A 23,993-nucleotide genomic window follows, 5' to 3' on the forward strand; every position below is an offset into this window, starting at 1 on the left:
CCCCTCCCGCGCTCGCCCGCGGGCGCTAGTGTCCGCGAGTGACAGTCAAGAACAGTGCGTGAGTGTCTCGAAGGGGAGTCGCACAGTGGCACGGAAGCTCGCCGTCATCGGAGCCGGTCTCATGGGGTCCGGCATCGCCCAGGTCTCCGCGCAGGCGGGCTGGGACGTCGTCCTGCGCGATGTGACCGACGAGGCGCTCCGGCGGGGCACCGACGGAATCAAGGCCTCCTACGACAAGTTCGTCGCCAAGGGCAGGCTGGCGGCGGACGACGCCGACGCCGCCCTCGCCCGCATCACCGCGACCACCGACCTGGACGCCGCCGCCGACGCGGACGTCGTCGTCGAGGCCGTCTTCGAGAAGCTGGAGGTCAAGCACGAGATCTTCCGCACGCTCGACAAGCTCGTGAAGGACGAGGCGATCCTCGCCTCCAACACCTCCGCCATCCCGATCACCAAGATCGCGGCCGTGACGGAGCGCCCCGAACGCGTCGTCGGCACCCACTTCTTCTCGCCGGTCCCGATGATGCAGCTCTGCGAGCTGGTGCGCGGCTACAAGACCAGCGACGAAACCCTCGCCACCGCCCGCGAGTTCGCCGAGTCCACCGGCAAGACCTGCATCGTCGTCAACCGCGACGTGGCCGGCTTCGTGACCACCCGCCTCATCTCCGCCCTCGTCGTCGAGGCCGCCAAGCTCTACGAGTCGGGCGTCGCCACCGCCGAGGACATCGACCTCGCCTGCAAGCTCGGCTTCGGCCACGCCATGGGCCCCCTGGCCACCGCCGACCTGACGGGCGTCGACATCCTGCTGCACGCCACGAGCAACATCTACACCGAGTCCCAGGACGAGAAGTTCGCGCCGCCGGAGCTGATGCGCCGGATGGTGGACGCCGGTGACATCGGGCGCAAGAGCGGGCAGGGCTTCTACAAGCACTGAGTCCGCGCCGAGTCCACCCCCGGCCCGGGAAACATCACACGGCGGGGTGAATTCGGTATCGGTTCGCTTACAGGCGGCAACCTCAGGTCGTTTCGGCCAGTCAGAGGTTGCATGACCTGATATCGCCGAGAGATCACCTCGCGAGAGACACAACGACGAGCACGAGACGCACGCCGGGGAGCGCATATGCACATCAGGGGCGACCACGTCGAGCTGGTCGTCGGGGGCCGCCTCGACGTCCGCAGCGCGGCGGACGCCCGTACGGTCCTGCACTCGGCCGTCGACGACGGAGTCGGCGACCTGGTGCTGGACCTGTCAGAGCTGGACTCCTGGGACGCCACCGGACTCGGGGTGATCATGGGGGCCCACCGGCGGGCCGGACGCTGCGGCCGCCGGCTGGTGCTGCGCGGCGTCCCGCCGCAGATGCAGCGCCTGCTGGTGGCCACCCGGCTGCACCGCATCCTCGCCATCGAGGGCGGCATCGGCGTGGAGACCCTGCCCCGCGTCTGACGCCCCGACCCCGTCCGCCGCGCCCCGCACGGAGCCGGACACCCCCGGCGAAACGCCCGTCGCGCCCAACCCTCATGAGACCGTGATGTCCCGGGCGGCCCGGCACCCCGGACTGTCCGACATACTGAGCGAAGGTTTAGGGTCTGGCTGCCCGCCGACTCGCAACCCACTGGCGGGCCCGGACCAGAAGCGACAGCGCGGTGTGCGGCAAGGCCGGGAGGGGTGGCCCCGACCCGGGGGCCCGGCACACGACGCTTTTGGGGGGCTTGAACCCATGGACCCGAACAACCGGGGGCCCGAGGACCACGGCCACGACGACGGCCACTCGCCGCGCCCACGCCCGCCCAGGGACCCCCTGACACCCGGCTTCGGACAGAGCGCACCGGCACTCGCCCGCACGGTGCAGCTCGTCTCGGGCGACTTCCTGCTCACCGTCAACCCCGTCGACGGCAGCGAGATCGAGGTCTGCCCGCCCGCCGAGCGGCCCGCCCGGCCCGCGAGGCTCACCGCGGCCGAACGCGCCGAACAGGAGCGCGCCGCGCGCCCGCCCGTCCCGCCCGGACCGTCCCGGCCCGAACTCGGCCTCCTGGCCCGCCAGGACGAACGCGAACGCCTCGTCAGACTGCTCGCCCGCGGCCGTTCGGTGCGCCTGACCGGCCCCGCGGGGTCCGGCCGCACCAGCCTCCTCGACATCGTCGCCGAGGACTGCGCCGACCTCGCCCCCGACGGCGTCGTCCGTCTGAGCGGCTTCCGGCGCACGGCCGACGACCTGCTGTACGACCTCTTCCGCGCCGTCCACCGCGCCCCCCTGCACCGTCCCGGCCGCGACGAACTGCTCGACCTCGTCCGCGAGGTCGGCGCGGTCGTCGTCCTGGACGACGTGGAGTTCGGCGGCGCCGCCCTCGACGAGCTGCTGGACGCCACCCCCGAGTGCGCCTTCCTCGTCGCCGCCGCACCGGACGTGCCCGCACCGTCCGCCGGCTCCGCCGTCGAGGAGGTCTTCCTCACCGGCCTCGACCGCGCGGACGGCGTGGAACTCCTCGAACGCGCCGCCGGACGCCCCCTCACCGAGGAGGAGTCCAACTGGGCCGGCGACCTCTGGTTCGAGTCCGAGGGCCTGCCCCTGCGCTTCGTGCAGGCCGGCGCGCTGCTGCGGCAACGCGACCGGCTGCGGGCCGGCGCCGACGCCGTCGACGAGTTCGGTGTCCTCGCCGACGCCCGCCCCGCCGACGAGGCGCCCCACGGCGCCGCCGAGAGCGACGAGGCGCCCCTGCCGTCCGTCGGCGAGGCCGCCGCGCCCGCACCGCTGCTCGCCGCCCGGCTGAGCGCCTTCGCCCGCGCCACCCTGGAGTTCGCCGTCGCCCTCGGCGGCGAGGTGCCGCACCAGGCGCACCTGCCCGCGCTGGTCGGCGACACCCACGCGGACGCCGCCCTCGGAGAGCTGGCCGACTGCGGACTCATCTCGCCGGTCGGCTCCCGCTACCGGCTGGCCGCCGGAGTGCTCGCCCAACTGGAGAGCGCCGGATACGCCGACGAGCCGGCCGGGCGGGCCGAGACCGCCGCGCGGCACTACGCCTGGTGGACCGGGCACCCCTCGGTCACCCCCGAGCGGGTCTGCGCCGAGGCCGACGCCGTGCTGGCCGCCCTCACCGCGCTGGTGCCGGGGACGACCCCGCCCGCCGACGGCGAGGAGAGCCCCGCCGTCGAGCTGGCCCGCGCCGCGGCCCCCGCCTTCGCCGCCGGGCTGCACTGGAGCGCCTGGCAGCGTGCGCTGCGCTCCGGCAGCGAGGCCTCCCGGCTCGCCGGTGACGTCGCCGAGCAGGCCTACTTCCACCACGAGCTGGGCGTCCTCGCGCTGTGCGAGGGACAGCTCGACCGGGCCCGCGCCGAGCTGGAGGCGTCCATCGGGCTGCGCGGCGCGCTCTCCGACAAGCGGGGCGCCGTCGCCGGCCGCCGTGCCCTCGCCCTGGTCGCCGACCGCTCCGGGGACACTCCCGGCCTCGGCGCCGTCCCGGGCACGCCCGCATGGCCCGGACCCGCCGTCGCCGCCGCCGGGACCGGCCTCCTCGGCATCGGCACGGGGCTGGACGCGGGCGACGAGGTGCCGGACGCCCGGCACGAGGAGTCGCCGCCGGCCGGGGTGCCCGCGCCCTTCCCGCCGCTGAGGCCGGCCCCGCAGTCCCCGACCCTGATCACCACCCGCCAGAACCCGTCCCCCGGCGCCTCCCGCAAGGCGGGGGGCGGCGTCAAGGGGCTCGCGCGGCGCAACCTCGTGGCCGCCGGCGCGGGCGCGCTGCTCGTCGCCGTGCTCGGCACGGTGGTGACCCTGGGCGCCACCTCCGAGAACGACGCGGGCGACCCGTCCGACCGGGTCGGCGTCAACCCCTCGGCAAGCCAGGGCATCGACGACGGCGGCGTCGGCGCCGACCGGCCCGAGGACGACGGCAACGGCTCCGCCGACACCGGCGGGGCGACCGCCCGGCCGAGCGACCCCGGCCCGGACGGCACCCCCGGCACCTCCGACGACCCGGCCCCCACCGAGACGGCCGGGCCCTCGGACGGCCCCAGCGGCACCCCCGGGCCGGGGGACACCGACGGCACCGGCCCGACGGGCGGACCCACGAAGACCCAGCCGCCCACGTCCTTGGAACCGCCCTCCTCGTCGGAGCCTCCTGGGTCGTCCGAGCCGCCGACGCAACCGCCGACCGAGACCCCCACCCAGACGCCCACGCAGTCGCCGACGTCGGAGCCGACCCTGCCGACGAGCCCGGAGACCTCCAACAGCGCGACCGGGCCCGGCAGCACCGCGCCGACCTCCGCCGGCGCCACGACGACGGCGACGCAGAGCGGCACCGCGACGGGCGGCACCGGATCCGGCCAGGAGGCCGAGCAGATCATCTGAACCGGCAGCAGAAGGAAGGGCCGGGTCCGCATCGGCGGACCCGGCCCTTCCACGTCGTGCGCGTGCGGCTCAGAACAGCCGCAGCTTGTCGTCCTCGATGCCGCGCAGCGCGTCGTAGTCCAGCACCTGGCAGCCGATGCCGCGGTCGGTGGCCAGCACACGCGCCTGCGGCTTGATCTCCTGGGCGGCAAAGACACCGCGCACGGGGGCCAGATGGGGGTCGCGGTTCAGCAGCTCCAGGTACCGCGTGAGCTGCTCCACGCCGTCGATCTCGCCGCGCCGCTTGATCTCGACGGCGACCGTCCTCCCCTCCGCGTCCCGGCACAGGATGTCGACGGGCCCGATGGCCGTCGGGTACTCGCGGCGGATCAGGGTGTAGCCCTCGCCGAGGGTCTCGATGCGGTCGGCGAGCAGCTCCTGGAGGTGGGCCTCCACACCGTCCTTGATCAGGCCGGGATCCACGCCCAGTTCGTGCGAGGAGTCGTGGAGGATCTCCTCCATCGTGATGATGAGCTTCTCGCCCGCCTTGTTGACGACGGTCCACACGCCCGCCTCGTCACCGCTGCCCTCCTTGAGGGTGCAGGGCGGCGACATCCAGTTGAGGGGCTTGTAGGCCCGGTCGTCGGCGTGGATCGAGACGCTGCCGTCCGCCTTGACCAGGATCAGCCGGGGGGCCGAGGGGAGGTGGGCGGTGAGCCGTCCGGCGTAGTCGACGGAGCAGCGGGCAATGACGAGACGCATGGTCGGCAACGCTACTCGACGTGCCCGTCCCGGCGCGATTCGCCTCCGCCCGGAGCGGCCCCGGGAGCGTCCCACTTCTCCCATTGGCCCCGTGTTGCGCACTGGCCGATTGTGTGCGTACCGGATGTTGCGCATCTCGGCATTCTCCTGGTGCGGTCACGATCGGTTGCTTACGGTATTGAACGGGAGGTCGCGAGGCGTTTACGCAGCGTGTTCGGCATCGCGCGCTCCCTTCACTGTCCGGCAACCCCTGCTGTTCGGGGGTGCGAGAGGAGAACCCATGTCGCTCGACGTCTCACCGGCCCTACTCGAGAAGGCCGAGCGAGGCGAGGTCGACGAAGCAGAATTCGTCGACTGCGTCCGGACCTCCCTGCCCTACGCATGGGAGATGATCAGCTCCCTGGTGGCACAGCTGAAGGTCGACGGCGGAGCGTTCGCCGACAACCAGACGCCCCCGCCGGACGAGCAGGCACGCGGTCAGCTACTGCGTGCGCTCGCGAGTGACGCGATACGCGGTGCGCTGCAGCGGCACTTCGGTGTGCGGCTGGCCTTCCAGAACTGCCACCGGGTGGCGGTGTTCCCGTTGGACTCCTCCGTCGACGAGACGCTGACCCGTTTCACCTCGGTGCGCAGCCAGTTGCTGAACCAGTCGCCGGAATTCCGCGACTGCTGACGCGATGTTCGTCCGCTTGCCGCTCCGTACGCGGGAGGTGCAGTTCTTGTACCGGAGCGGCAAGTCTCCCGGCATGTCCCGCGTAGAAGGCGGGGGTTCGTCCTCAGCGGAGCTGGGGGAGTACCTCGGCCCCGAGCCGCCGTACGTTCTCCTCGGTCGCCGCGAGATCGCCGGAGCCCTCCATGAGCAGGGCGAACCGCGAGATGCCGGTCCGCTCGCTGGTCGCCGCGAGCCGGTCCGCGCACAGCCGTGGCGTGCCCACCGGGTGCAGCCCGCAGAGCAGTTCGGTGTACGCCAGCGGGTCGCGCATCCGCCGCGCGCGGCCGTCCACCGTGACGTGGGCGTCCAGCCCCTGCCGCAGCCAGCCCGGCATCGCCTTGAGCAGGGTCTCCGCCGCGTCCGTTCGCCGGTCCGCGATCTGGCAGACGCCGGCCGAGACATGGGCGGCGCCGCGGATCTCCTCCTCCGGCCGTCCGGCGTCGCGGGCGCACCGCTTCCACAGCGCGACCATCTCGGCCTTCTCCTCGTCCCCGACGTGCATCCCGAGCAGCATCGGCAGCCCGCGCCCGGCGGCCGTGCGCACGCTCGACGGGGAGGTGCAGGCGACCACCACCTCCGGGCCCGGGGCCTCCGACAGCGCCTCGGAGGGACGCGGGACGACGGGCACCTCGCGGAACCGGAAGCGCTCGCCCGAGGCGGCGACGGCCGGTTCGCGCAGCCAGCGCACCAGCAGATCGAGTGACTCCGGGAACCCCTTTTCGTACGCGTCGAGGCCCGCTCCGAACACCTCCAGGTCGACCCACGGGCCGCCGCGGCCCACGCCCAGCGAGAACCGGCCGCCGCTCGTGACGTGCAGCAGCGCGGCCTGCTCGCCGAGGGCGACGGGGTGGACGGTGGGCAGCACGCTGACCGCCGTGCCGACCCGGACCCGGCGGGTGCGGCCCAGCAGCAGCGCGGCCAGCGTCACGGCCGACGGACACGTGCCGTACGGCACGAAGTGGTGCTCGGCCAGCCAGACCGTGTCGAGACCCGCCTCCTCGGCGACCTCGGCGGAGCGCACGGCGCGGTGCAGCGCCTCTCCCTGGCCCTGGCCCGGGAACTGGGCGCCCAGCACGAAACTTCCTACGCGCATTGCTTTTCCTGCTTCCTCGGCCCCGACACGGAGCTCCCCCACAGGGCATAACCTCCTGACACGTGCCGAGGACACGGGCGGGGAAGGGATTTGCGGATTGTCTGCAGAATCGGCCGTCGCGGCAGGTCCGGGGCGGTGCGCGGGTGCCGCGTACGCTGGATGGGCCCGTACTTCCTGTATAGCTCCGTGAGGTGTCCCGTGTCGCCGCGTCGCAACCGACCCAAGGGAGCCGGCCTGCCCGGCCGGAGCGCCGAGGACGACGGTTCCGGCCGCTACGGCGGCTGGCAGTCGTCGGAGAACTGGCAGGGCGAGCAGTGGAGCGTACGGCACGTGGCCGGCGCCAGCGCGCAGGGCAAGTCGTACCGCTGCCCGGGCTGCGACCAGTTGATCCCCGACGGCGTACCGCACGTGGTGGCCTGGCCGGAGCACGCGGGGGTCGACGACCGCCGGCACTGGCACAAGTCCTGCTGGAACGCGAAGGACCGCCGCACCACGCGGGTGCAGCGGTCCCGTAACGCGCCGAAGTTCTGAGTGCCGTCTAGACGTCCCGGCTCCGGAGCAGGGCGTAGGCGCCGGCGAGCGCCGCGGCCGTCACCCCGAGCATGATCCACAGCGGGTCCCAGCCGGACGGGCCGGACTCCGTGAGGGAGCTGGTGTAGAAGACGCTCATCTGGTTCGGGATCGAGTACTCGAACAGGGCGTCGCGCACGTCCTGGAGGGACTCGGCGAACATGAACAGCGCGATCACCAGGGGCGCCAGCACGGCCCCGATCATGAGCGTGATGGCTCCCGCCGAGTGCCGGATGACCGAGCCGACGGCGAGCGAGAGCAGCCCGAGCAGCGCGACGTAGAGCGAGATGCCCACGGTGCCCTTCAGCCACTCCTCGCCGGAGGGATCCACCGCGCCGTTGCCCTCCAGCAGTGCCACGTGCGCCAGGGCGACGACCGTCGAGGACACCAGCGTCACGACGAACGCCACGAGGAAGAAGACGATCGCCTTCGCGGCGAGCACCCGGCCGCGGCTCGGGCACGCGGTCATCGTCGTGCGGACCATGCCGGTGCCGTACTCCGAGGCGGTGGTCAGCACGCCGAGCGTGATGAGGCACATGCCGCCGAGCAGCAGGCCGAAGAAGCCGAGGCTGAGCGCGCTCTCGCCCGACACGTCCGCGGACGAGCCGGACACCACCAGGCCGGTCAGCAGGCCGATCCCGACGACCAGCAGGACGAAGACGCCCAGCGTCCACATCGTCGAGCGCACCGACCTCATCTTGGTCCACTCGGAGGCGACCGCGTGCCCGAGGTGCGTGCGCACCACGGGGATCGGCGAGGTGTAGCCCGCGTACGACGGGGCGGGGGCCGCCTGCCACTCGGGTGCGGCCTTCGGCATCGGGGGCTGGGGCGTGCTCATCGGGCGTCCTCGGACTCGGTCGGTTCGGTGACGGGCGCGGGGGCGGCGGGCGCCGGCTGCGGGGCGGACCCGGCCGGCTGGGCGGCCGGGGCGGGCGGCTGCGCGTACGGGTTCTGCGGTGCGGCACCCGCCGGCGCCGCGCCGGGCGCGGCCGGGGCGCCGTACGGGCCCACGGGGGCCTGTCCCGGCGCGCCCTGCGGACCGCCCTGGGGCGGCGGCGGGGCGTACCAGCCCGGCTGGCCCTGCCCCGGCACCGGCATCGGGGGCTGCGCGCCGGGCGGCAGCGGCTGCTGGAGCCCGGCCTTCTGGTCGATGGTCGACCGGTAGTCGACGGCGCCCTGTGTCATCCGCATGTAGGCCTCCTCCAGCGAGGCCTGGTGCGGCGACAGCTCCCACAGCCGTACGCCGGCCTCGTGGGCGAGGTCGCTGATCCGGGGCAGCGGCAGGCCCGTCACGCGCAGCGCGCCGTCCTGCTCGGGCAGCACGTGCCCGCCCGCCTCGGTCAGCGAGGTGGTCAGCTTCTCGCGGAGCTGCGGCTCGCTGTCGGGAGTGCGGACGCGTGCGAAGTCGGCCGAGTTGGCCGAGATGAAGTCCTTCACGCTCATGTCGGCCATGAGCTGGCCGCGCCCGATGACGATCAGGTGGTCGGCGGTCAGCGCCATCTCGCTCATCAGGTGCGAGGAGACGAAGACCGTACGGCCCTCCGCCGCGAGCGCCCGCATCAGGTTGCGCACCCAGAGGATGCCCTCGGGGTCCAGGCCGTTGACCGGCTCGTCGAAGAGCAGCACCTGCGGGTCGCCGAGCAGCGCGGCGGCGATGCCGAGCCGCTGGCCCATGCCCAGGGAGAAGCCCTTGGAGCGGCGCTTGGCCACGTCCTGGAGCCCGACCACGCCGAGCACCTCGTCCACGCGCCGGGCCGGGATGCCGGACAGCTGGGCCAGGCTCAGCAGGTGGTTGCGGGCCGAACGGCCGCCGTGCACCGCCTTGGCGTCCAGCAGCGCGCCGACCTGGCGGGGCGCGTTGGGCAGCCGGCGGTACGGATGACCGCCGATCGTCACGTGCCCGGACGTGGGGTTGTCCAGGCCGAGGATCATCCGCATCGTGGTCGACTTGCCGGAGCCGTTGGGACCGAGGAAGCCGGTGACGGCGCCGGGACGCACCCGGAAGGACAGATTGTGCACAGCGGTCTTGTCGCCGTAACGCTTGGTCAGGCCGACTGCCTCGATCATGCTCCGCACCCATCGGAAGGTTCATTGCAGCGGGGCATACGCCCCCGTAAGGGTTAGGAGGATATCGAGGCGCTGACGGTTCCCTTCAAGGCCGGGTAAAAACCCCGGGCCGAGAACCGGCCGTTCCGGATCTCCTCCCTACGCGTCCCGCCGCTTCAGCACGAGGTAGCCGCCGACGAGCGCCGCGGCCACCCACAGTGCCATGATCCCGAGCCCGCCCCAAGGGCCGTACGGGGCGTCGTCGTCGATCGGCGTCACCACCTGCATGATCTTGCTGCCGGCCTGGTCGGGCAGGAACTGGCCGACCTTCTTGGTCACGTCGACGTTGCCCAGGATGTTGGAGATCAGGAAGAAGAACGGCATCAGAATGCCGAGCGACAGCATCGGGGAGCGCAGCATCGCGGCGACACCCATCGAGAACACCGCGATCAGCGTCATGTAGAGGCCGCCGCCGATCACGGCCCGCAGCACGCCCGGATCGCCGATCGACGCCTTGAGGTCGCCGAGCATCGCCTGCCCGAGGAAGAAGGTGACGAAGCTGGTGACCATGGAGACCGCCAGCGCCAGCGCGGTCGCCACGACGATCTTGCTGAACAGGAAGGTGCCGCGCTGCGGCACGGCCGCCAGCGAGGTGCGGATCATGCCGGAGCTGTACTCGTTCGCCACCACCAGCACCCCGAACACGATCATGGCGAGCTGACCGAGGCTCATCCCGGCGAAGCTGATGAAGGTCGGGTCGAAGGAGAGCCGGTCGCGCGCGCTCATGTCACCGAACTCGTTCTTCGACAGGGCCGAGATCAGCATGCCGAGGGCGACGGTGACGACCACGGCGAGGGACAGCGTCCACACCGTCGACGCCACCGAACGGATCTTGGTCCACTCGGACCGGACCACCTGTGTCGCGGCGGTGCTCATCGCTGCCTCCAGTCGCTGCCCCACTGCTGTGCCCGCTGCTGAACGCCCCGCGCGTCGTCCTGCGGCGGCGCGGCCGCGGGAGGCTGCCCGTCGTGCGCGTGGTACTCCACCGACTCCGCCGTGAGCTGCATGAACGCCTCCTCCAGCGAGGCCCGCTGCGGGCTCAGCTCGTGCAGCACGATGTGGTTGCGCGCCGCCAGCTCGCCGATCGCCTCCGACTTGTCGCCGTCCACCTCCAGGGCCTCGGCGCCGGACTCGACGACCGTGATCCCCGCCTCGTGCAGGACGTCGAGCAGCGCCTCGCGCTGCGGGGTGCGGATACGGACGTAGCTGCGCGAGTTCTCGGCGATGAACTCGGCCATCGAGGTGTCGGCCAGCAGCCTGCCCTGGCCGATGACCACCAGATGGTCGGCCGTCAGCGCCATCTCGCTCATCAGATGGGAGGAGACGAAGACCGTACGGCCCTGCGCCGCCAGCGTCTTCATCAGATTGCGGATCCAGTGGATGCCCTCGGGGTCCAGGCCGTTGACGGGTTCGTCGAACATCAGGATCCGCGGGTCGCCGAGCAGCGCGCCGGCGATGCCGAGCCGCTGGCCCATGCCGAGGGAGAACCCCTTCGCCTTCTTCCGGGCGACCGCCGTCAGGCCCACGGTGTCCAGCACCTCGTCCACCCGCCGGGACGGGATCCCGTTGGCCTGCGCCAGACAGAGCAGGTGGTTGTAGGCGCTGCGCCCGCCGTGCACGGCCTTGGCGTCCAGCAGGGCGCCGACGTACGTGAGCGGGTCCTTCAACTGGTCGTAGCGGCGGCCGTCGATGCGGACGCCCCCGGCGGTGGGCCGGTCCAGGCCCAGCACCATGCGCATCGTGGTCGACTTGCCCGCGCCGTTCGGCCCGAGGAAACCGGTGATGATGCCGGGTCTGACGGTGAACGTGAGGTTGTTGACCGCCACCTTCTCGCCGTACCGCTTGGTCAGCCCCTCGAGCTCGATCATGCGGCCCACGCTAGAACGGGACGAAGCCCTCTGCCACCTCAGTGGCAGAGGGCTTCACCCGTGTACTTCCCTTGTCCGGTCGCCTCGCGCCCCGGCGTCAGCGGGTCTGCTGGGCCGGCACCCCGCGGGAGACCGACTCGTCCTCGGCCGGCGAGCCGGCGGCGGCCACCGCGGCGCCCGTGAGGGTCGCCAGCATCTCGCGCACGTTGGTGAGCTGCGCGTTGATGGAGTCGCGGCGGTTGGTGAGGGCGGCCAGCTCGCGCTCGGATTCCGAACGGATGCGGTCGGCCTTGGCGTTGGCGTCGGCCACGATGTCCTCGGCCTGGCGCTGCGCCGTCTCGACGGTCTGACGGGCCCGGCGCTCGGCGTCCGTGCGCAGCTTCTCCGCCTCCAGACGGAGCTGCTCCGCGCGGTGCTCGATCTCCGCGAGCCGCTTCTCCGCCTTGGCCTGACGGGACGCCAGGTCGCGCTCGGACTGCTCGCGGCGCTTGGCGAGGTTCGTCTCGAAGTCGGCGGCGGCCTGCGCGGCCTTGGCGCGGGTCTCCTCGAAGAGCGCGTCCGCTTCCTCACGCTTGGACTGCGCGTCCTTCTGCGCCTCGGCACGGAGCTGCGACGCGTCGCTCTTGGCCTTCTCGACGATCCGGACGCCCTCGTCCTCGGCCTTGGCCTTGCGCTCGGCGGCGTACGACTCGGCGTCGTTGCGCACCTGCTGGGCCGCCGACTCGGCGAGCTCGCGGTGCTGCTCGGCGGCGCGCCGGGCCTCCTCCCGCAGGTCCTTCGCCTCCTCCTCGGCGAGGCGCAGGATCTTCTCGACCCGGGCACCGAGACCGGCGTACGACGGCTCGGCGTCGTTGACCTGGGCCTGGGCGTTCTGGGTCTCGAGGTGGAGCTCCTCGATGCGCTTTTCCAGTGCGGTGATGCGGGACAGAGCGCTGTCACGGTCGGAGACGAGCTTGGAGATACGTTCGTCCACCTGAGCGCGGTCGTACCCACGCCGCACAAGCTCGAAGCCGTAGGGGGAAGTGTCGCTCATGGGGTTCCTGTCGAAAGAGACCGGGTGAGGTGATAGAGGGAATCCTAGGCGCCAATGCGGTGTGTCATCGAGCGGATGCGTGTTTGATCTGAAGAATGACACCTCTTTTGAGTGGCTGACCTACGGATGGCTTGCCAAAGTTCACGTCAAAGGTCAAGTCGGAGGCGGACACAGCCTTCCAGGACACACCGAAACCTCCCCGCAGGCTAGCCGTCTGACGACTTGCCACCCGAACGCGGGGCACCGACCGTCGCTCCGGCCTTCACCCCGCCGTCCTTGCCGCCGGCCGGGGCCTCGAAGGACTCCAGCGCCTCCAGCACGTCCTGGACCCGCGAGATCTCGGCGTTGATGTCCTCGCGGCGCCGCACCAGGATCTCCAGCTCGCGCTTGCCCTCCTCGACCGTGCGCCGGGCCTCGCGGATCGCCTCGGCCTTCAGCTCCTCGGCCTCCTTGACCAGCTTGGCCTTCTTCTGCTCGGCCTCCTTCAGCAGCCCCTCCGCCTTCTTGACGGCGGCGATGCGCACCTTGCCGGCCTCGGAGTTGGCCTCCGACACCAGCTCCTTGGCCTTCGCCTCCGCCTTGGCGAGCTGCTCCTCGGAGGCCTTGATGAGCGCGTCGCAGCGGTCGCCGGCCGACCTCATCGTCTCGGCGGCCTCGCGGCGGGCCCGCTCGTGCAGTTCCTCGATCTCGGAGGTGAGGCGCACGCGCAGCTCCTCCGCGCGCTCCCTTATGGCGGTCGCGTCCCGGCGGGCGCCGACCAGCAGCTCGTCCGCGTCCGTACGGGCCTTCTCCACCCGGGTGTTGCCCTCGACGGTCGCCTCGGCGACGATCCGGTCGGCCTCCGCGCGGGCCGCGCCGACCATCGTGTCGGCCTGCGACTCGGCGTCCGCGGTGGCCTTCTGGGCCTGCTGGCGCGCCTCGGCGAGCAGCTTGTCGGCCTCCGCCGTGGTCTCCGAGATGAGCGTGTCGACCTGCTCGGCCGCCTCCGAACGCCGCTTGTTGGCGTCCTTGCGGGCCTCGTCCAGGGTGCGTTCGGCCTCCTCGCGGGCGGCCGCGGTGACCTGCTCGGCCCGCGCCGCCGCCTCCGCCTCGACCCGCTCGGCCTCGGCCCGGATCCGCTCCGCGTGCTGCTGGGCGGAACCGACCGCCTCGGCGGCCTCGGCACGCAGCCGCTCCGCCTCTCCGGTGGCCTCCGACAGCAGCCGCTCCGCCTGGGCACCCGCCTCGGCACGGACCCGCTCGGCCTCCGCGACCGACTCCGCGCGCAGCCGCTCCGCCTCGTTCGCCGCGTCCGTGGTGAGCCGCTCGGCCTCGGCCGCCGCCTCGGTGCGGACACGCTCCGCCTCCGCGACCGTCTCCGTCCGGATCCGGTCCGTCTCGGCGGCCGTCGTCGTGGTGAGCCGCTCCGCCTCGGCGCGCGCCTCGGTGATCAGGGTGTCCGCCTGCGTCGCCGCGTCGGACCGGATGCGGTTGGCGTCCTCGCGGGCGTCGGCCCGGGTCCGCGCCGCGCTCTGCTCCGCCTCGGCGATCGTGTCCGACGCCTCGGTACGCACCCGCTGGGCGTGCTCCGCCACGTCCGCGCGGATCCGGTCGGCCTCCGCGATCGCCTCGGACACCGTCCGCTCGGCCAGCGCCTGGGCGGCCTCCGCCTCCCCCTGCGCCTCGCGGCGCAGCCGGCCGGCGTCCTCGCTCGCCCGCTCCCGCTCCGCGTAGGCGTCGGCGCGGACCCGGTCCGCCTCCTCCTCGGCCTCGCGCCGGGCCCGCTCCGCCGCGTGCTCGGCGGCGCTGCGCAGCCCGGAGATCTCCTCCTGGGCCTGCTCGTGCAGCCCGGCGACCGACTCCCGTACCTGCTGCGCGTGCTGCTCGGCGGCCGACACCATCTCGGTCGCGCGCCGGTCGGCCTCCTCGACCAGACGGGTCGCCTCGGCCTGCGCCTCCTCCACGCGGGTGCGCGCGGAGGCCAGCAGCTCCTCGCTCTGCTCGCGGGCCCGCTCGCGCTCCTGGTCGGCCTCCTGACGGGCCGCGCCCAGCAGCTCCTCGGCCTCGCGCCGGCGCCGGGCGGCCTCCTCCTGCGCCGCCGCGAGCGCCTCGGACGCCTCGGCGGCGATGCGCTCGGCGGCGGCCTGGGCCTCCGCCCGCACCCGGTCCGCGCTGTCCTGCGCCTCCGACTTCAGCCGCTCCGCCTCGCTCGCGGCCTCCGACCGCAGGCGTACGGCGACGGCCTCGCCCTCCGCGCGGGAGGCGGAGGCGTCCGCGGCGGCCTCGGTGCGCAGCCGCTCGGCCTCGGTCTCGGCCTGCTCCCGCAGCGCCCGGATCCGCTCCGCGGCGTCGGTGCGCAGCCGCTCGCTCTCCTCGGCGGCCTCGCGGCGGATCCGCGCGCCCTCCTCACGGGCCTCCGTCAGCACCTGCTCGGCGGCGCCCCGGCGCTCCTCGGCCTCGGCGTGCAGCCGGGCGAGCTCCTCGGCGGCCTGGGCCTGCCGGGCCTCGACGGCGCGCTCGGTCTCCTCGCGCAGCTCGCGGGCGGCGCGCTCGGCCTCCGCACCCAGCTCCTCGGCGCGTTCGGCGGCCTCCGCGCGGTGCCGCTCGGCCTCGGCGCGGGTGCGCTCCAGCGTCTCCTCGGCCTGCCGGCGCAGCGTCGTCGCCCGCTCGATCGCCTCGGTGCGGACCTTCTCGCTGTCCGCGGTGGCCGTCCGCCGCAGCTCGTCGGCGTCCGCCTTGGCCTTGGAGAGCAGCTCCTCCGCGGTCTTCGCCGCCTCCTCGATCTGCGCCACGGCCTCCTTGCGGGCCTCGGCGCGGATCTTCTCGCCCTCCGCGACCGCGTCGGCGCGCAGCTGCTCGGCCTCGCCGCGCAGCCGGCGGGCCTCCTCCTGCAGCTCGACCGTCTTGGCGCGGTACTCCTTGGTGTCGTCCTTCGCCGCGCCCTTGAGCTCCTCGGCGATGTCGTGGGCCTCGGCCCGCAGCCGGTCCGCCTCGGCCTCGGCCTCCCGGCGGATCCGCTCGGCCTCCTCGACGGCGGCCTTCGTGGTCCGCTTGGCCTCCTCCGACGCCTTGTTCAGCACGTCCTCGGCGGTCTTCGCGGCCTTGGAGAGCTGGGTCGCCGACTCCTCGGCGGTGACGGTGCGGGCCTTCTCCGCGGCCTCGGCGACGATCTTCTCGGCCTCGGCGCGGGCGTCGGCGACGAGCTGCTCGGCCTCGGCCCTGGTGGTCTCGGCGTCCTTCGTGGCCTCGCTGACCAGCCGGGCGACCTGCTCCTTGGCGGTGCGGGTGCGCTGCTCGTTGGCCGCCTCGGCGCTGGAGAGGGCCTTGGCCGCGGCGTCCTTGGCCTCGGTGACCAGCTTCTCGGCCTCGGACTGCGCCTTGCGCAGCGCCTCCTCGGCCTCGGCCATCCGCTGCTCGGCGGTCCGGCTCAGCTCCTGCGCCTGCCGGCGCGCCGACTCCGTCTCGCTCGCCGTGGTGCTGCGGAGCTGTTCGGCGTGGTCGGTGGCCTCCTGCGCCTGGGTGGAGGCGGCGTTCAGCAGCCGTTCGGCGTCCGTGCGGGCGCGGCGCAGGATCTGCTCCGCCTCGGCACGCGCCGTCTCGGCGTCGTCGCGCAGCCGCTGCCGGGCCTCGGAGGTCAGCCGTTCGGCCTCCGCGCGGGCCGCGGCCAGGGCCTGTTCGGCCTCGGCGCGGGACTCGTCGAGCAGCCGGCGGGCCTGCTGCTCGGTGCGGGCGCGGAGCTGCTCGGCCCACGCCACGTTCTCGTTGACGTGCGACTCGACGGTCTGCCGGCGCTCGGCCAGCTCCTGGTCGAGCTGCTGGCGCCGGGTCACCGCCTCCTGGTGCAGCTCGGCCTGGAGCCGGGCGGCCTGCTCGGCGTGCTCCTGGAGGATGCGCTGGGTCTGGGCGCGGGCCTGGCTCAGCTCCCGCTCGGCGTCCGCGCGCAACTGGTCGGCCTGCATCTGCGCGTTGCGCAGCAACTGCTCGGCCTGGTACCCGAGGTCGCCGCCGTCGAAGGCGGGCCGGGACATGATGGTGCGCCGCGCCTCGTGCAGCTTGGCGCGCAGCACCTCGACCTGGTAGCCGAGGTCCTCGGCGTGCTGGATCGCCTTTTCCCGCTCGGTCTTCAGCCGCTTCATCTCGGCCTCGAACCGAGAGAGGTGGTCGACGTCAGCCGCCGGCTCTCGCTCCTGGCTCTCGTAGCCCCGCACTGCGCGGTCCCATCCGTCCCCTGGTCGCAAATCCCTTAGAACGGGCTCCGTCCGTCCGCCGAACGGGGCCCCCGGGGGAATGGTGTCAGATCAACGGCGGAGCATGGGCTGCTGCCCCGTCGCTCGCCCCCCGAAACACGGACCCCGGCGGTCCCGGCGCCGACGACGACAGGACCGGGTCACCCTGGACTGAGCGGCGACCGCACCCAACCCTACCGGCCCTTATGTACGGCAGTCAGTGCTCAGGTGACTCAACGGCCGCCGAAGTGACCAGTTCTGTCAGTACGCCATGGCAGTCCTTGGGGTGCAGGAAGGTGATCCTCGACCCCATGGAACCGCGCCGCGGCTCGTCGTACAGGACGCGTACGCCCTTGCCCCGGATGTCCGCGGCGTCCGCGTCGACGTCCGCCGTACCGAACGCGATGTGGTGGACGCCCTCCCCGTTCTTCGCCAGCCACTTGCCGACCGCGGAGTCCTCCCGCGTCGGCTCCAGCAACTGGAGGTACGAGGCGCCGCCGTCCGACGTATCGTTGATCTTGAGCATGGCCTCGCGCACGCCCTGCTCCTCGTTGACCTCGGTGTGGGACACCTCGAAGCCGTAGGTGGCACGGTAGAACTCGACGGTCGCGTCGAGGTCGCGGCAGGCGATTCCGATGTGGTCGATTCGCGTCAGCATGGAATCAGTGCAGCGCTCCGGAGGTGGTTGCGCAACGTGCGGGCGATCACACCGACAGCACAGTGACGGGCGGGATACCCGCTCAGTACATTCGAGTAAACCCTCGTTCACTCCTCGGCCTGCGCGGGCCGGAAAAGGGGATCGCAGCTCATGTCTTCTGCAACGAACGGCACGACCTCCGTCATCGTCGCGGGTGCGCGCACCCCGATGGGGCGGCTGCTCGGCTCGCTGAAGTCCTTCTCCGGAGCCGACCTCGGCGGCTTCGCGATCAAGGCGGCCCTCGACCGCGCGGGCATCGGCGGCGACCAGGTCCAGTACGTGATCATGGGGCAGGTGCTCCAGGCGGGCGCCGGCCAGATCCCCGCCCGCCAGGCCGCCGTCAAGGCCGGCATCCCCATGAACGTCCCGGCGCTCACGATCAACAAGGTGTGCCTCTCCGGCCTGGACGCCATCGCCCTCGCCGACCAGCTCATTCGCGCCGGTGAATTCGACATCGTCGTGGCCGGCGGCCAGGAGTCGATGACCAACGCCCCGCACCTGCTGCCGAAGTCCCGCGAGGGCTACAAGTACGGCGCGGTGCAGATGCTCGACGCCATGGCGTACGACGGTCTGACCGACTCCTTCGAGAACATCGCCATGGGCGAGTCGACGGAGAAGCACAACACCCGCCTCGGAATCACCCGTCCGGAGCAGGACGAGATCGCCGCCCTGTCCCACCAGCGCGCCGCCGCCGCCCAGAAGAACGGCGTCTTCGAGGCCGAGATCACCCCGGTCGAGATCCCGCAGCGCAAGGGCGACGCGGTGGTGTTCAGCAAGGACGAGGGCATCCGCGGCGACACCACCGCCGAGTCCCTCGGCAAGCTGCGCCCGGCGTTCGCCAAGGACGGCACGATCACCGCCGGCTCCTCCTCGCAGATCTCCGACGGCGCGGCGGCCGTGGTCGTCATGAGCCGGGCCAAGGCCGAGGAGCTGGGCCTGGAGTGGCTGGCGGAGATCGGCGCCCACGGCAATGTGGCCGGCCCCGACAACTCTTTGCAGTCGCAGCCGTCCAACGCCATCCGGCACGCCCTGAAGAAGGAGGGCCTGGAGGTCGGCGACCTCGACCTGATCGAGATCAACGAGGCGTTCGCGGCCGTCGCCGTGCAGTCCATGAAGGACCTCGGCGTGTCCACCGAAAAGGTGAACGTCAACGGCGGCGCCATCGCCCTCGGCCACCCGATCGGCATGTCCGGCGCCCGGCTCGTCCTCCACCTGGCGCTGGAGCTGAAGCGGCGCGGCGGCGGCGTCGGCGCGGCGGCCCTGTGCGGCGGCGGCGGCCAGGGCGACGCGCTGATCGTGCGGGTGCCCGGGGCCTGAGACCCCCCTCTCCGCGTTACTCGGACCCCTCTCTACGCGCTACTCGGAACGGAGCTGTGATGCAGGACGTCTCCTCGCTGGTCGCCCAGGCCCAAGAGGGCCGGCCGCGGGCCGTGGCCCGGCTGATCTCCCTGGTGGAGGGGGCGTCCCCACAGCTCAGGGAGGTCATGGCGGCGCTCGCGCCGCTCACCGGGGGCGCGTACGTGGTCGGCCTGACCGGCTCGCCGGGCGTCGGCAAGTCGACGTCCACCTCGGCGCTGGTCACGGCCTATCGCAAGCAGGGCAAGCGGGTCGGCGTGCTGGCCGTCGACCCGTCCTCCCCGTTCTCCGGCGGCGCCCTGCTCGGCGACCGGGTCCGCATGTCGGAGCACGCCTCCGACCCGGGCGTCTACATCCGCTCCATGGCCACCCGCGGCCACCTCGGCGGCCTCGCCTGGGCCGCCCCGCAGGCCATCCGGGTGCTGGACGCGGCCGGCTGCGACGTGGTCCTGGTCGAGACCGTCGGCGTCGGCCAGTCCGAGGTGGAGATCGCCTCGCAGGCCGACACCTCCGTCGTCCTCCTCGCCCCCGGCATGGGCGACGGCATCCAGGCCGCCAAGGCCGGAATCCTCGAGATCGGCGACGTGTACGTCGTCAACAAGGCGGACCGGGACGGGGCGGACGCGACCGCCCGCGAGCTGAACCACATGCTGGGCCTCGGCGAGGCCCGCGGCCCCGGCGACTGGCGCCCGCCCATCGTCAAGACCGTCGCCGCGCGCGGCGAGGGCGTCGACGAGGTCGTCGAGGCGCTGGAGAAGCACCGCGCCTGGATGGAGGAGCGGGGGGTGCTGGCCGAACGCCGCAGGGCCCGCGCCGCCCGCGAGGTCGAGACGATCGCCGTCACCACCCTGCGCGAACGCATCGGCGACCTCCACGGCGACCGCCGCCTCGGCGCCCTGGCCGAACGGATCGTGGCGGGCGAACTGGACCCGTACCGCGCCGCGGACGAACTGGTGGCCGGGCTGACCCGGGGCTGACACGGACCGGGAAAAGGGATGGCAGACCCGCTGACCGCGCTGCTAGCTTGACGCGCGTGTTCCTCCTCTTGGCATAGGGCCCGCCCCGCGCGCGACCGCCGCATCCGGCCGTCGCGCGCTTCGGCGTCCCCTTCTCGCCTCCCTCCTGAGGAACCCTTCGCGTGTCCACGCCCTCCGCGCGGCCCTCGTACGCCGCCGTCCTCCGCGTCCCCCATGCCCGCCGCACGTTCGCGGCCGCCCTCGTCGGGCGGCTGTCGTACGGCACGGTCAACCTGGCCCTGATGCTGTCCGTGACCCGGGCCACCGGGTCCTACGCCGTCGCCGGCACCGTCATGGCGCTGTTCGGCGCGACGAGCGTCTTCCTGTCCCCCTACCGCGCGGGCCTGGTCGACCGGCACGGCCCGCGCCGTGCCCTGCTCCCCATGGCCCTGCTGTACGCCGTCCTGCTGTGCGCGCTCGCGGCGGCCTGCGGACGTCCCGGTACGCCCGCGGCCGTGCTCGCGGGCGCCGCGGCCCTCACGGGGGCCTGCACGCCCCCGCTCGGCTCCACCATGCGCGCGGTGTGGGCCGGACTGCTGCCCGACCGGCGGATGCTCCAGCGCGCCTACAGCCTGGACGGTGTCGCCGAGGAACTGCTCTTCGTCTCGGGCCCGCTCCTGGTCGGCGTGGTGGTCGGCTTCGCCCCGCCGGTCGCCGGTGTGGTGCTCAGCGCGCTGCTGGTGGCGGCGGGCACCCTCGCCTTCGCCACCTCGCCCGCGGCGGGCGTGCTGCGGACGGCGGGCGGTGCGAAGGAGGACTCCGGCCGGGCGGGAGCGGGGCAGGGCCGCGCCCTGCTGCAACCCGTCGTCGTCTGCGCGGGCGTCGGGATCGCGGTGAGCGCCGTCGACCTCCTGGTCGTCGCCTTCGCCGGGGAACGCGGCCTCGGGGGCGGCACCGTGGCCTGGGTGCTCGCGGCGCTGTCGGTGGGCAGCGCGGCCGGCGGTCTGCTCAACGGCGCCGTCACCTGGAGCTCGCCGACCCGGGCCCGGCTCCCGTTCCTCGCGGCGGGCCTCGGCCTCTGCCTGGCCGCCGCCGGCCTCGCCCCCGGCGTCGGCACCCTGGTGGCGGCGGTCGCCTGCGCGGGGGTGTTCGTGGCGCCGGCGCTGACGACGGCGTACCTGATCGCCGACGAGAGCGTGGCGCCGGAGTTCCGCAACCGGGCGGGCGCCTGGGTCAACACCGCGGTGAACGCCGGGAGTTCGGCCGGTGCCGCGGCGGTGGGGCTGCTGGTGGAACGGCTGCCGCTGCCGGTGTGCTTCGCGGTGTCCGGCGCCGTCGCCGCGGCGACCGCACTGGTGCCGGGGGCCGGCGGCCGGTCCGGCGAGCGGGCGTGGTCGCTCAGTCGTCGTCCGAGCCGGAGTCGTCCGAGTCCGGGCCGTGCGGGTGACCGGCCGTGACCTCGCCGGTCCTCGGATCGACGCGCCAGTCCCGCTCGGCCTTGCCCGGGGAGCGGGTCTCGACCTCCCAGGCGGGCCGGCCGTCGGCGAAGTAGCCGTCCTCGTCGAGTTCCACTGAGGTCACGGTGCCGTGCCCGGCCGCGGCCCTCGCGGCCTCGGCGGCGCCGACCGACGTGCCCTTCAGCGCCGCCCGGACCTCGGCGGTGTCGTCCTCGTCCTCCGTCCGGGAGCCGAGGACCCCGCCGGTGGCCGGGTCGACGCGGACGGTGTGCCAGGTGCCGTCGCCGGCGAGGACGTCGACCTCCCAGACCGCGCGCTCCCGGTCGCCGTCGTCGTCGCCGTCCAGTTCGGCGGAGACGGCGGTGCCCGGGCGCTCGCGCAGGGCGGAGGCGACGGCGTCGGCGGCCGTCACCTTCGCCACGGCCACGCGCACGTCGTCGTCCCGGCCGTCGGCGTCGTCGTCCCGGTCGTCCGCCGCACGGGCGTCGTCCACGTGCCGTGCCGTGCCCGTGTCCGGGCGGTCGTCGCCCGTGGCCGTCAGGGCCGTCGCGGTGCCTCCCGCGACCAGTGCGGCGGCGGTGACGGCGGCGATCACGATGTTGCGCTTCATGCGGGTCCCTCCCGAGACATCGGCGGTCGCGGCGTCCTGCGCGACGTCCGCACTGTCCCGCGCCGACGCTGAGCGCAGCCTGAAGCCGCCTGAAGTGATCTTCAGGTCGCTCTGCGAGGCTTGCCGGATGCGCCTGTTGATCGTGGAGGACGAGAAGCGGCTCGCCGTGTCGCTCGCCAGGGGACTGACCGCCGAGGGCTATGCCGTGGACGTCGTCCACGACGGACTGGAGGGACTGCACCGGGCCTGCGAGGGCACGTACGACCTCGTCGTCCTCGACATCATGCTGCCCGGCCTCAACGGCTACCGCGTCTGCGCCGCCCTGCGCGCCGCCGGGCACGACGTGCCGATCCTCATGCTCACCGCCAAGGACGGCGAGTACGACGAGGCGGAGGGCCTGGACACGGGCGCCGACGACTACCTCACCAAACCCTTCTCGTACGTCGTCCTCGTCGCCCGTGTGAAGGCCCTGCTGCGCAGGCGGGCACGGGGCGCCGGGGCCTCGCCCGTGCACGTCCACGGGGACCTCGAGGTGGACACCGCGGCCCGCCGGGTGTTCCTCGGCGAACGGGAAGTCACCCTCACCGCCAAGGAGTTCGCCGTTCTGGAGCACCTCGTGGTGCGGGCCGGTCAGGTGGTGTCCAAGGCGGAGATCCTGGAGCACGTCTGGGACTTCGCCTACGACGGTGACCCCAACATCGTCGAGGTCTACGTCAGTGCGCTCAGGCGCAAACTGCGCGCCGGCCTCATCCGCACGGTGCGCGGCGCCGGTTACCGGCTGGAGGGCGGACGGTGAGCCGGCCCTTCGCGTCGGTCCGGGCCCGCGCGACCCTCGCCGCCACCCTCGTCGTGGCCGTCGCGCTCGTCGCCGCAGGGACCGCCGTCCTGCTGTCCCTGCGCTCCAACCTGCTCGGCGAGGCCGGAACCCAGGCGGAACGCTCCGCCCGCGAGGTCGCCGCCGAACTGGCCGTGGGGACGCCGTACGACCAGTTGTCGCTGGACGTGGACGACCGGCCGGTGCAGGTCGTCGACGAGGACGGCAGGCTGGTCGCCGCCAGCGAGGACCTGGAGCGGATCACCGGCACCGGCGTCGACGCGGTGAAACCGGATCCGGCCGCGTCCCGCGACGCGGACGACGACGATGACGACGACTCCGGCGAGTCGCTGGAGCCCGGGGAGATCGGCGACCGGACCACCGTCAGCGACGGGTCGGCGACCATCGACGGCGACACGGAGGACTACCGGTTCGCCGCCGTGCCCGTCGAGCCGCGGGACGGTGACCGGCTCGTCGTGTACGCGGGTGCGCCGCTGTCCGCCGAGCACGGGGCCGTGAACACCGCGCTGACCGTCATGCTCATCGGCTTCCCGCTGCTGATCGCCGTCGTCGCGGGCGTGACCTGGCTGGTCACCCGGCGTGCGCTGCGCCCGGTGGAGGGCATCCGGCGAGAGATGGCCGCGATCACCGCCAGCGAGGACCTCGCCCGCCGCGTCCCGGTGCCCGCCACCCACGACGAGGTGGCCCGGCTCGCCTCCACGACCAACGAGACGCTGGCCGCCCTGGAGGCCTCCGTGGAGCGGCAGCGGCGCTTCGTCGCCGACGCCTCGCACGAGCTGCGCAGCCCCATCGCCTCGCTGCGCACCCAGTTGGAGGTCGCCGCGGCCCACCCCGAGCTGCTCGACCTGGACGGCGCCGTCGAGGACACGGTGCGCCTGCAGCGCCTCGCCGCCGACCTGCTGCTGCTGGCCAGGCTGGACGCGGGGGAGCGGCCCGCCGACGCGCGGGTCGACCTCGCGACGCTCGTGCGGGAGGTGGCCGGCGGCCGGCCCGGGGTGAGCGTGCGGACGGCGGGGGAGGTGACCGTGGCCGGCTCGCGGGGTCAGTTGGAGAGGGTGCTGGCCAACCTGCTCGACAACGCCCGGCGGCACGCCCGTTCGGCGGTCGAGGTGTCCGTGCGCCGGGAAGGCGCTCTGGTCGTGGTCGGCGTGGCCGACGACGGGGAGGGTGTCCCGGCGGCCGACCGGGAGCGGATCTTCGAGCGGTTCGTGAGGCTCGACGCCGCCCGCAGCCGCGACGACGGCGGGGCCGGGCTCGGGCTCGCCATCGCCCGCGACGTCGCCCTCCGGCACGGGGGCACGCTCACGGTCCGCGACGCGCCGGCGGGCGGGGCCCTGTTCGAGCTCCGCCTGCCGGGCGTCCGGGACGCGTCGGACTGACCTCGGGGTCCCGTGCGGGGGACTGCGGG

At 73.5% G+C, this 23,993-nt stretch carries 20 protein-coding genes; 10 read left to right on the forward strand and 10 right to left on the reverse strand.

Annotated elements, in window-relative coordinates; all coding sequences use genetic code 11:
• Window positions 1-85 precede the first annotated feature (85 nt).
• The 3 genes from ACH499_RS27715 (at window position 86) to ACH499_RS27725 (ending at window position 4,346) form a co-directional block, all read left to right on the forward strand.
• Complete coding sequence (locus tag ACH499_RS27715; RefSeq protein ID WP_399019089.1) at window positions 86-934, forward strand: 3-hydroxyacyl-CoA dehydrogenase family protein; 849 nt, start codon at window positions 86-88, stop codon at window positions 932-934.
• A 186-nt stretch (window positions 935-1,120) separates the two neighbouring features.
• Entirely contained in the window at window positions 1,121-1,444 is a 324-nt protein-coding gene (locus ACH499_RS27720; RefSeq protein WP_003973611.1) for an STAS domain-containing protein, read from the forward strand.
• Between the two features lie 274 nt (window positions 1,445-1,718).
• Window positions 1,719-4,346: an ATP-binding protein gene (locus ACH499_RS27725; RefSeq protein WP_399019091.1), complete on the forward strand. Its 2,628-nt coding sequence runs from the start codon at window positions 1,719-1,721 to the stop codon at window positions 4,344-4,346.
• A 69-nt stretch (window positions 4,347-4,415) separates the two neighbouring features.
• Here the strand turns inward: ACH499_RS27725 and nucS are convergent, their stop codons facing one another.
• The gene (nucS, locus tag ACH499_RS27730) at window positions 4,416-5,087 is read right to left on the reverse strand and encodes an endonuclease NucS (RefSeq protein WP_356201641.1); all 672 of its coding nucleotides are present in this window, start codon (window positions 5,085-5,087) and stop codon (window positions 4,416-4,418) included.
• Between the two features lie 280 nt (window positions 5,088-5,367).
• Here nucS and ACH499_RS27735 point away from each other — a divergent pair, with 280 nt between their 5' ends.
• Entirely contained in the window at window positions 5,368-5,760 is a 393-nt protein-coding gene (locus ACH499_RS27735; protein WP_356201639.1) for an SCO5389 family protein, read from the forward strand.
• 103 nt (window positions 5,761-5,863) lie between these two features.
• Here the strand turns inward: ACH499_RS27735 and ACH499_RS27740 are convergent, their stop codons facing one another.
• Window positions 5,864-6,892 (reverse strand): LLM class flavin-dependent oxidoreductase, encoded by a 1,029-nt coding sequence (locus ACH499_RS27740; protein ID WP_356201637.1) that lies wholly within the window; start codon window positions 6,890-6,892, stop codon window positions 5,864-5,866.
• A gap of 198 nt (window positions 6,893-7,090) precedes the next feature.
• Here ACH499_RS27740 and ACH499_RS27745 point away from each other — a divergent pair, with 198 nt between their 5' ends.
• The gene (locus ACH499_RS27745; protein WP_356201635.1) at window positions 7,091-7,423 is read left to right on the forward strand and encodes an ATP/GTP-binding protein; all 333 of its coding nucleotides are present in this window, start codon (window positions 7,091-7,093) and stop codon (window positions 7,421-7,423) included.
• Between the two features lie 7 nt (window positions 7,424-7,430).
• Here the strand turns inward: ACH499_RS27745 and ACH499_RS27750 are convergent, their stop codons facing one another.
• From ACH499_RS27750 to mce, 7 genes are all read right to left on the reverse strand, one after another.
• Window positions 7,431-8,300: an ABC transporter permease subunit gene (locus ACH499_RS27750; protein WP_356201633.1), complete on the reverse strand. Its 870-nt coding sequence runs from the start codon at window positions 8,298-8,300 to the stop codon at window positions 7,431-7,433.
• Window positions 8,297-9,529 (reverse strand): ABC transporter ATP-binding protein, encoded by a 1,233-nt coding sequence (locus ACH499_RS27755; protein ID WP_399019095.1) that lies wholly within the window; start codon window positions 9,527-9,529, stop codon window positions 8,297-8,299. The genes ACH499_RS27750 and ACH499_RS27755 overlap by 4 nt, the downstream gene beginning before the upstream one ends.
• A gap of 138 nt (window positions 9,530-9,667) precedes the next feature.
• A complete protein-coding gene (locus ACH499_RS27760) occupies window positions 9,668-10,444 on the reverse strand; it encodes an ABC transporter permease (RefSeq protein WP_356201629.1) in 777 nt (258 codons plus the stop codon).
• The gene (locus ACH499_RS27765) at window positions 10,441-11,436 is read right to left on the reverse strand and encodes an ABC transporter ATP-binding protein (protein ID WP_399019097.1); all 996 of its coding nucleotides are present in this window, start codon (window positions 11,434-11,436) and stop codon (window positions 10,441-10,443) included. Before ACH499_RS27765 ends, ACH499_RS27760 begins: the two co-directional genes overlap by 4 nt.
• Window positions 11,437-11,533: 97 nt before the next feature.
• A complete protein-coding gene (locus ACH499_RS27770; RefSeq protein ID WP_356201625.1) occupies window positions 11,534-12,469 on the reverse strand; it encodes a cellulose-binding protein in 936 nt (311 codons plus the stop codon).
• A 206-nt stretch (window positions 12,470-12,675) separates the two neighbouring features.
• Window positions 12,676-16,656 carry a polarized growth protein Scy gene (gene scy, locus ACH499_RS27775; RefSeq protein ID WP_399019100.1) on the reverse strand — a complete coding sequence of 1,327 codons (3,981 nt, stop codon included), beginning with the start codon at window positions 16,654-16,656 and terminating at the stop codon, window positions 12,676-12,678.
• 235 nt (window positions 16,657-16,891) lie between these two features.
• Window positions 16,892-17,332, reverse strand: a complete 441-nt coding sequence (mce, locus tag ACH499_RS27780; protein ID WP_356201621.1) for a methylmalonyl-CoA epimerase — start codon at window positions 17,330-17,332, stop codon at window positions 16,892-16,894.
• A 150-nt stretch (window positions 17,333-17,482) separates the two neighbouring features.
• Between mce and ACH499_RS27785 the strand changes: the two genes are divergently transcribed.
• The 3 genes from ACH499_RS27785 to ACH499_RS27795 all read left to right on the forward strand — a co-directional run bounded on the left by ACH499_RS27785 (window position 17,483) and on the right by ACH499_RS27795 (window position 21,140).
• Entirely contained in the window at window positions 17,483-18,688 is a 1,206-nt protein-coding gene (locus tag ACH499_RS27785; RefSeq protein ID WP_356201619.1) for an acetyl-CoA C-acetyltransferase, read from the forward strand.
• A 59-nt stretch (window positions 18,689-18,747) separates the two neighbouring features.
• Window positions 18,748-19,704 (forward strand): methylmalonyl Co-A mutase-associated GTPase MeaB, encoded by a 957-nt coding sequence (gene meaB, locus ACH499_RS27790; RefSeq protein WP_356201617.1) that lies wholly within the window; start codon window positions 18,748-18,750, stop codon window positions 19,702-19,704.
• A gap of 161 nt (window positions 19,705-19,865) precedes the next feature.
• The gene (locus tag ACH499_RS27795) at window positions 19,866-21,140 is read left to right on the forward strand and encodes an MFS transporter (protein WP_399019103.1); all 1,275 of its coding nucleotides are present in this window, start codon (window positions 19,866-19,868) and stop codon (window positions 21,138-21,140) included.
• Here the strand turns inward: ACH499_RS27795 and ACH499_RS27800 are convergent.
• Window positions 21,082-21,750 carry a PepSY domain-containing protein gene (locus tag ACH499_RS27800; protein WP_399019105.1) on the reverse strand — a complete coding sequence of 223 codons (669 nt, stop codon included), beginning with the start codon at window positions 21,748-21,750 and terminating at the stop codon, window positions 21,082-21,084. The genes ACH499_RS27795 and ACH499_RS27800 overlap by 59 nt on opposite strands.
• Before the next feature lie 127 nt (window positions 21,751-21,877).
• Here ACH499_RS27800 and ACH499_RS27805 point away from each other — a divergent pair, with 127 nt between their 5' ends.
• On the forward strand, window positions 21,878-22,546 hold the full coding sequence (locus ACH499_RS27805) for a response regulator transcription factor (protein ID WP_356201612.1): 669 nt from the start codon (window positions 21,878-21,880) through the stop codon (window positions 22,544-22,546).
• Window positions 22,543-23,964: a sensor histidine kinase gene (locus ACH499_RS27810; protein ID WP_399019107.1), complete on the forward strand. Its 1,422-nt coding sequence runs from the start codon at window positions 22,543-22,545 to the stop codon at window positions 23,962-23,964. The genes ACH499_RS27805 and ACH499_RS27810 overlap by 4 nt, the downstream gene beginning before the upstream one ends.
• Window positions 23,965-23,993: the final 29 nt, after the last annotated feature.

This window comes from Streptomyces sp. NPDC018947, assembly GCF_044390505.1.
GTDB lineage: Bacteria > Actinomycetota > Actinomycetes > Streptomycetales > Streptomycetaceae > Streptomyces.

Bases quoted from the DNA above. Each gene is read 5' to 3' on its own strand.
- ACH499_RS27720 (WP_003973611.1), top strand. From the start codon at position 1,121: ATGCACATCAGGGGCGACCACGTCGAGCTGGTCGTCGGGGGCCGCCTC.
- ACH499_RS27725 (WP_399019091.1), top strand. From the start codon at position 1,719: ATGGACCCGAACAACCGGGGGCCCGAGGACCACGGCCACGACGACGGC.
- nucS (WP_356201641.1), bottom strand. From the start codon at position 5,087: ATGCGTCTCGTCATTGCCCGCTGCTCCGTCGACTACGCCGGACGGCTC.
- ACH499_RS27735 (WP_356201639.1), top strand. From the start codon at position 5,368: ATGTCGCTCGACGTCTCACCGGCCCTACTCGAGAAGGCCGAGCGAGGC.
- ACH499_RS27740 (WP_356201637.1), bottom strand. From the start codon at position 6,892: ATGCGCGTAGGAAGTTTCGTGCTGGGCGCCCAGTTCCCGGGCCAGGGC.
- ACH499_RS27750 (WP_356201633.1), bottom strand. From the start codon at position 8,300: ATGAGCACGCCCCAGCCCCCGATGCCGAAGGCCGCACCCGAGTGGCAG.
- ACH499_RS27755 (WP_399019095.1), bottom strand. From the start codon at position 9,529: ATGATCGAGGCAGTCGGCCTGACCAAGCGTTACGGCGACAAGACCGCT.
- ACH499_RS27760 (WP_356201629.1), bottom strand. From the start codon at position 10,444: ATGAGCACCGCCGCGACACAGGTGGTCCGGTCCGAGTGGACCAAGATC.
- ACH499_RS27765 (WP_399019097.1), bottom strand. From the start codon at position 11,436: ATGATCGAGCTCGAGGGGCTGACCAAGCGGTACGGCGAGAAGGTGGCG.
- ACH499_RS27770 (WP_356201625.1), bottom strand. From the start codon at position 12,469: ATGAGCGACACTTCCCCCTACGGCTTCGAGCTTGTGCGGCGTGGGTAC.
- mce (WP_356201621.1), bottom strand. From the start codon at position 17,332: ATGCTGACGCGAATCGACCACATCGGAATCGCCTGCCGCGACCTCGAC.
- ACH499_RS27785 (WP_356201619.1), top strand. From the start codon at position 17,483: ATGTCTTCTGCAACGAACGGCACGACCTCCGTCATCGTCGCGGGTGCG.
- meaB (WP_356201617.1), top strand. From the start codon at position 18,748: ATGCAGGACGTCTCCTCGCTGGTCGCCCAGGCCCAAGAGGGCCGGCCG.
- ACH499_RS27800 (WP_399019105.1), bottom strand. From the start codon at position 21,750: ATGAAGCGCAACATCGTGATCGCCGCCGTCACCGCCGCCGCACTGGTC.
- ACH499_RS27805 (WP_356201612.1), top strand. From the start codon at position 21,878: ATGCGCCTGTTGATCGTGGAGGACGAGAAGCGGCTCGCCGTGTCGCTC.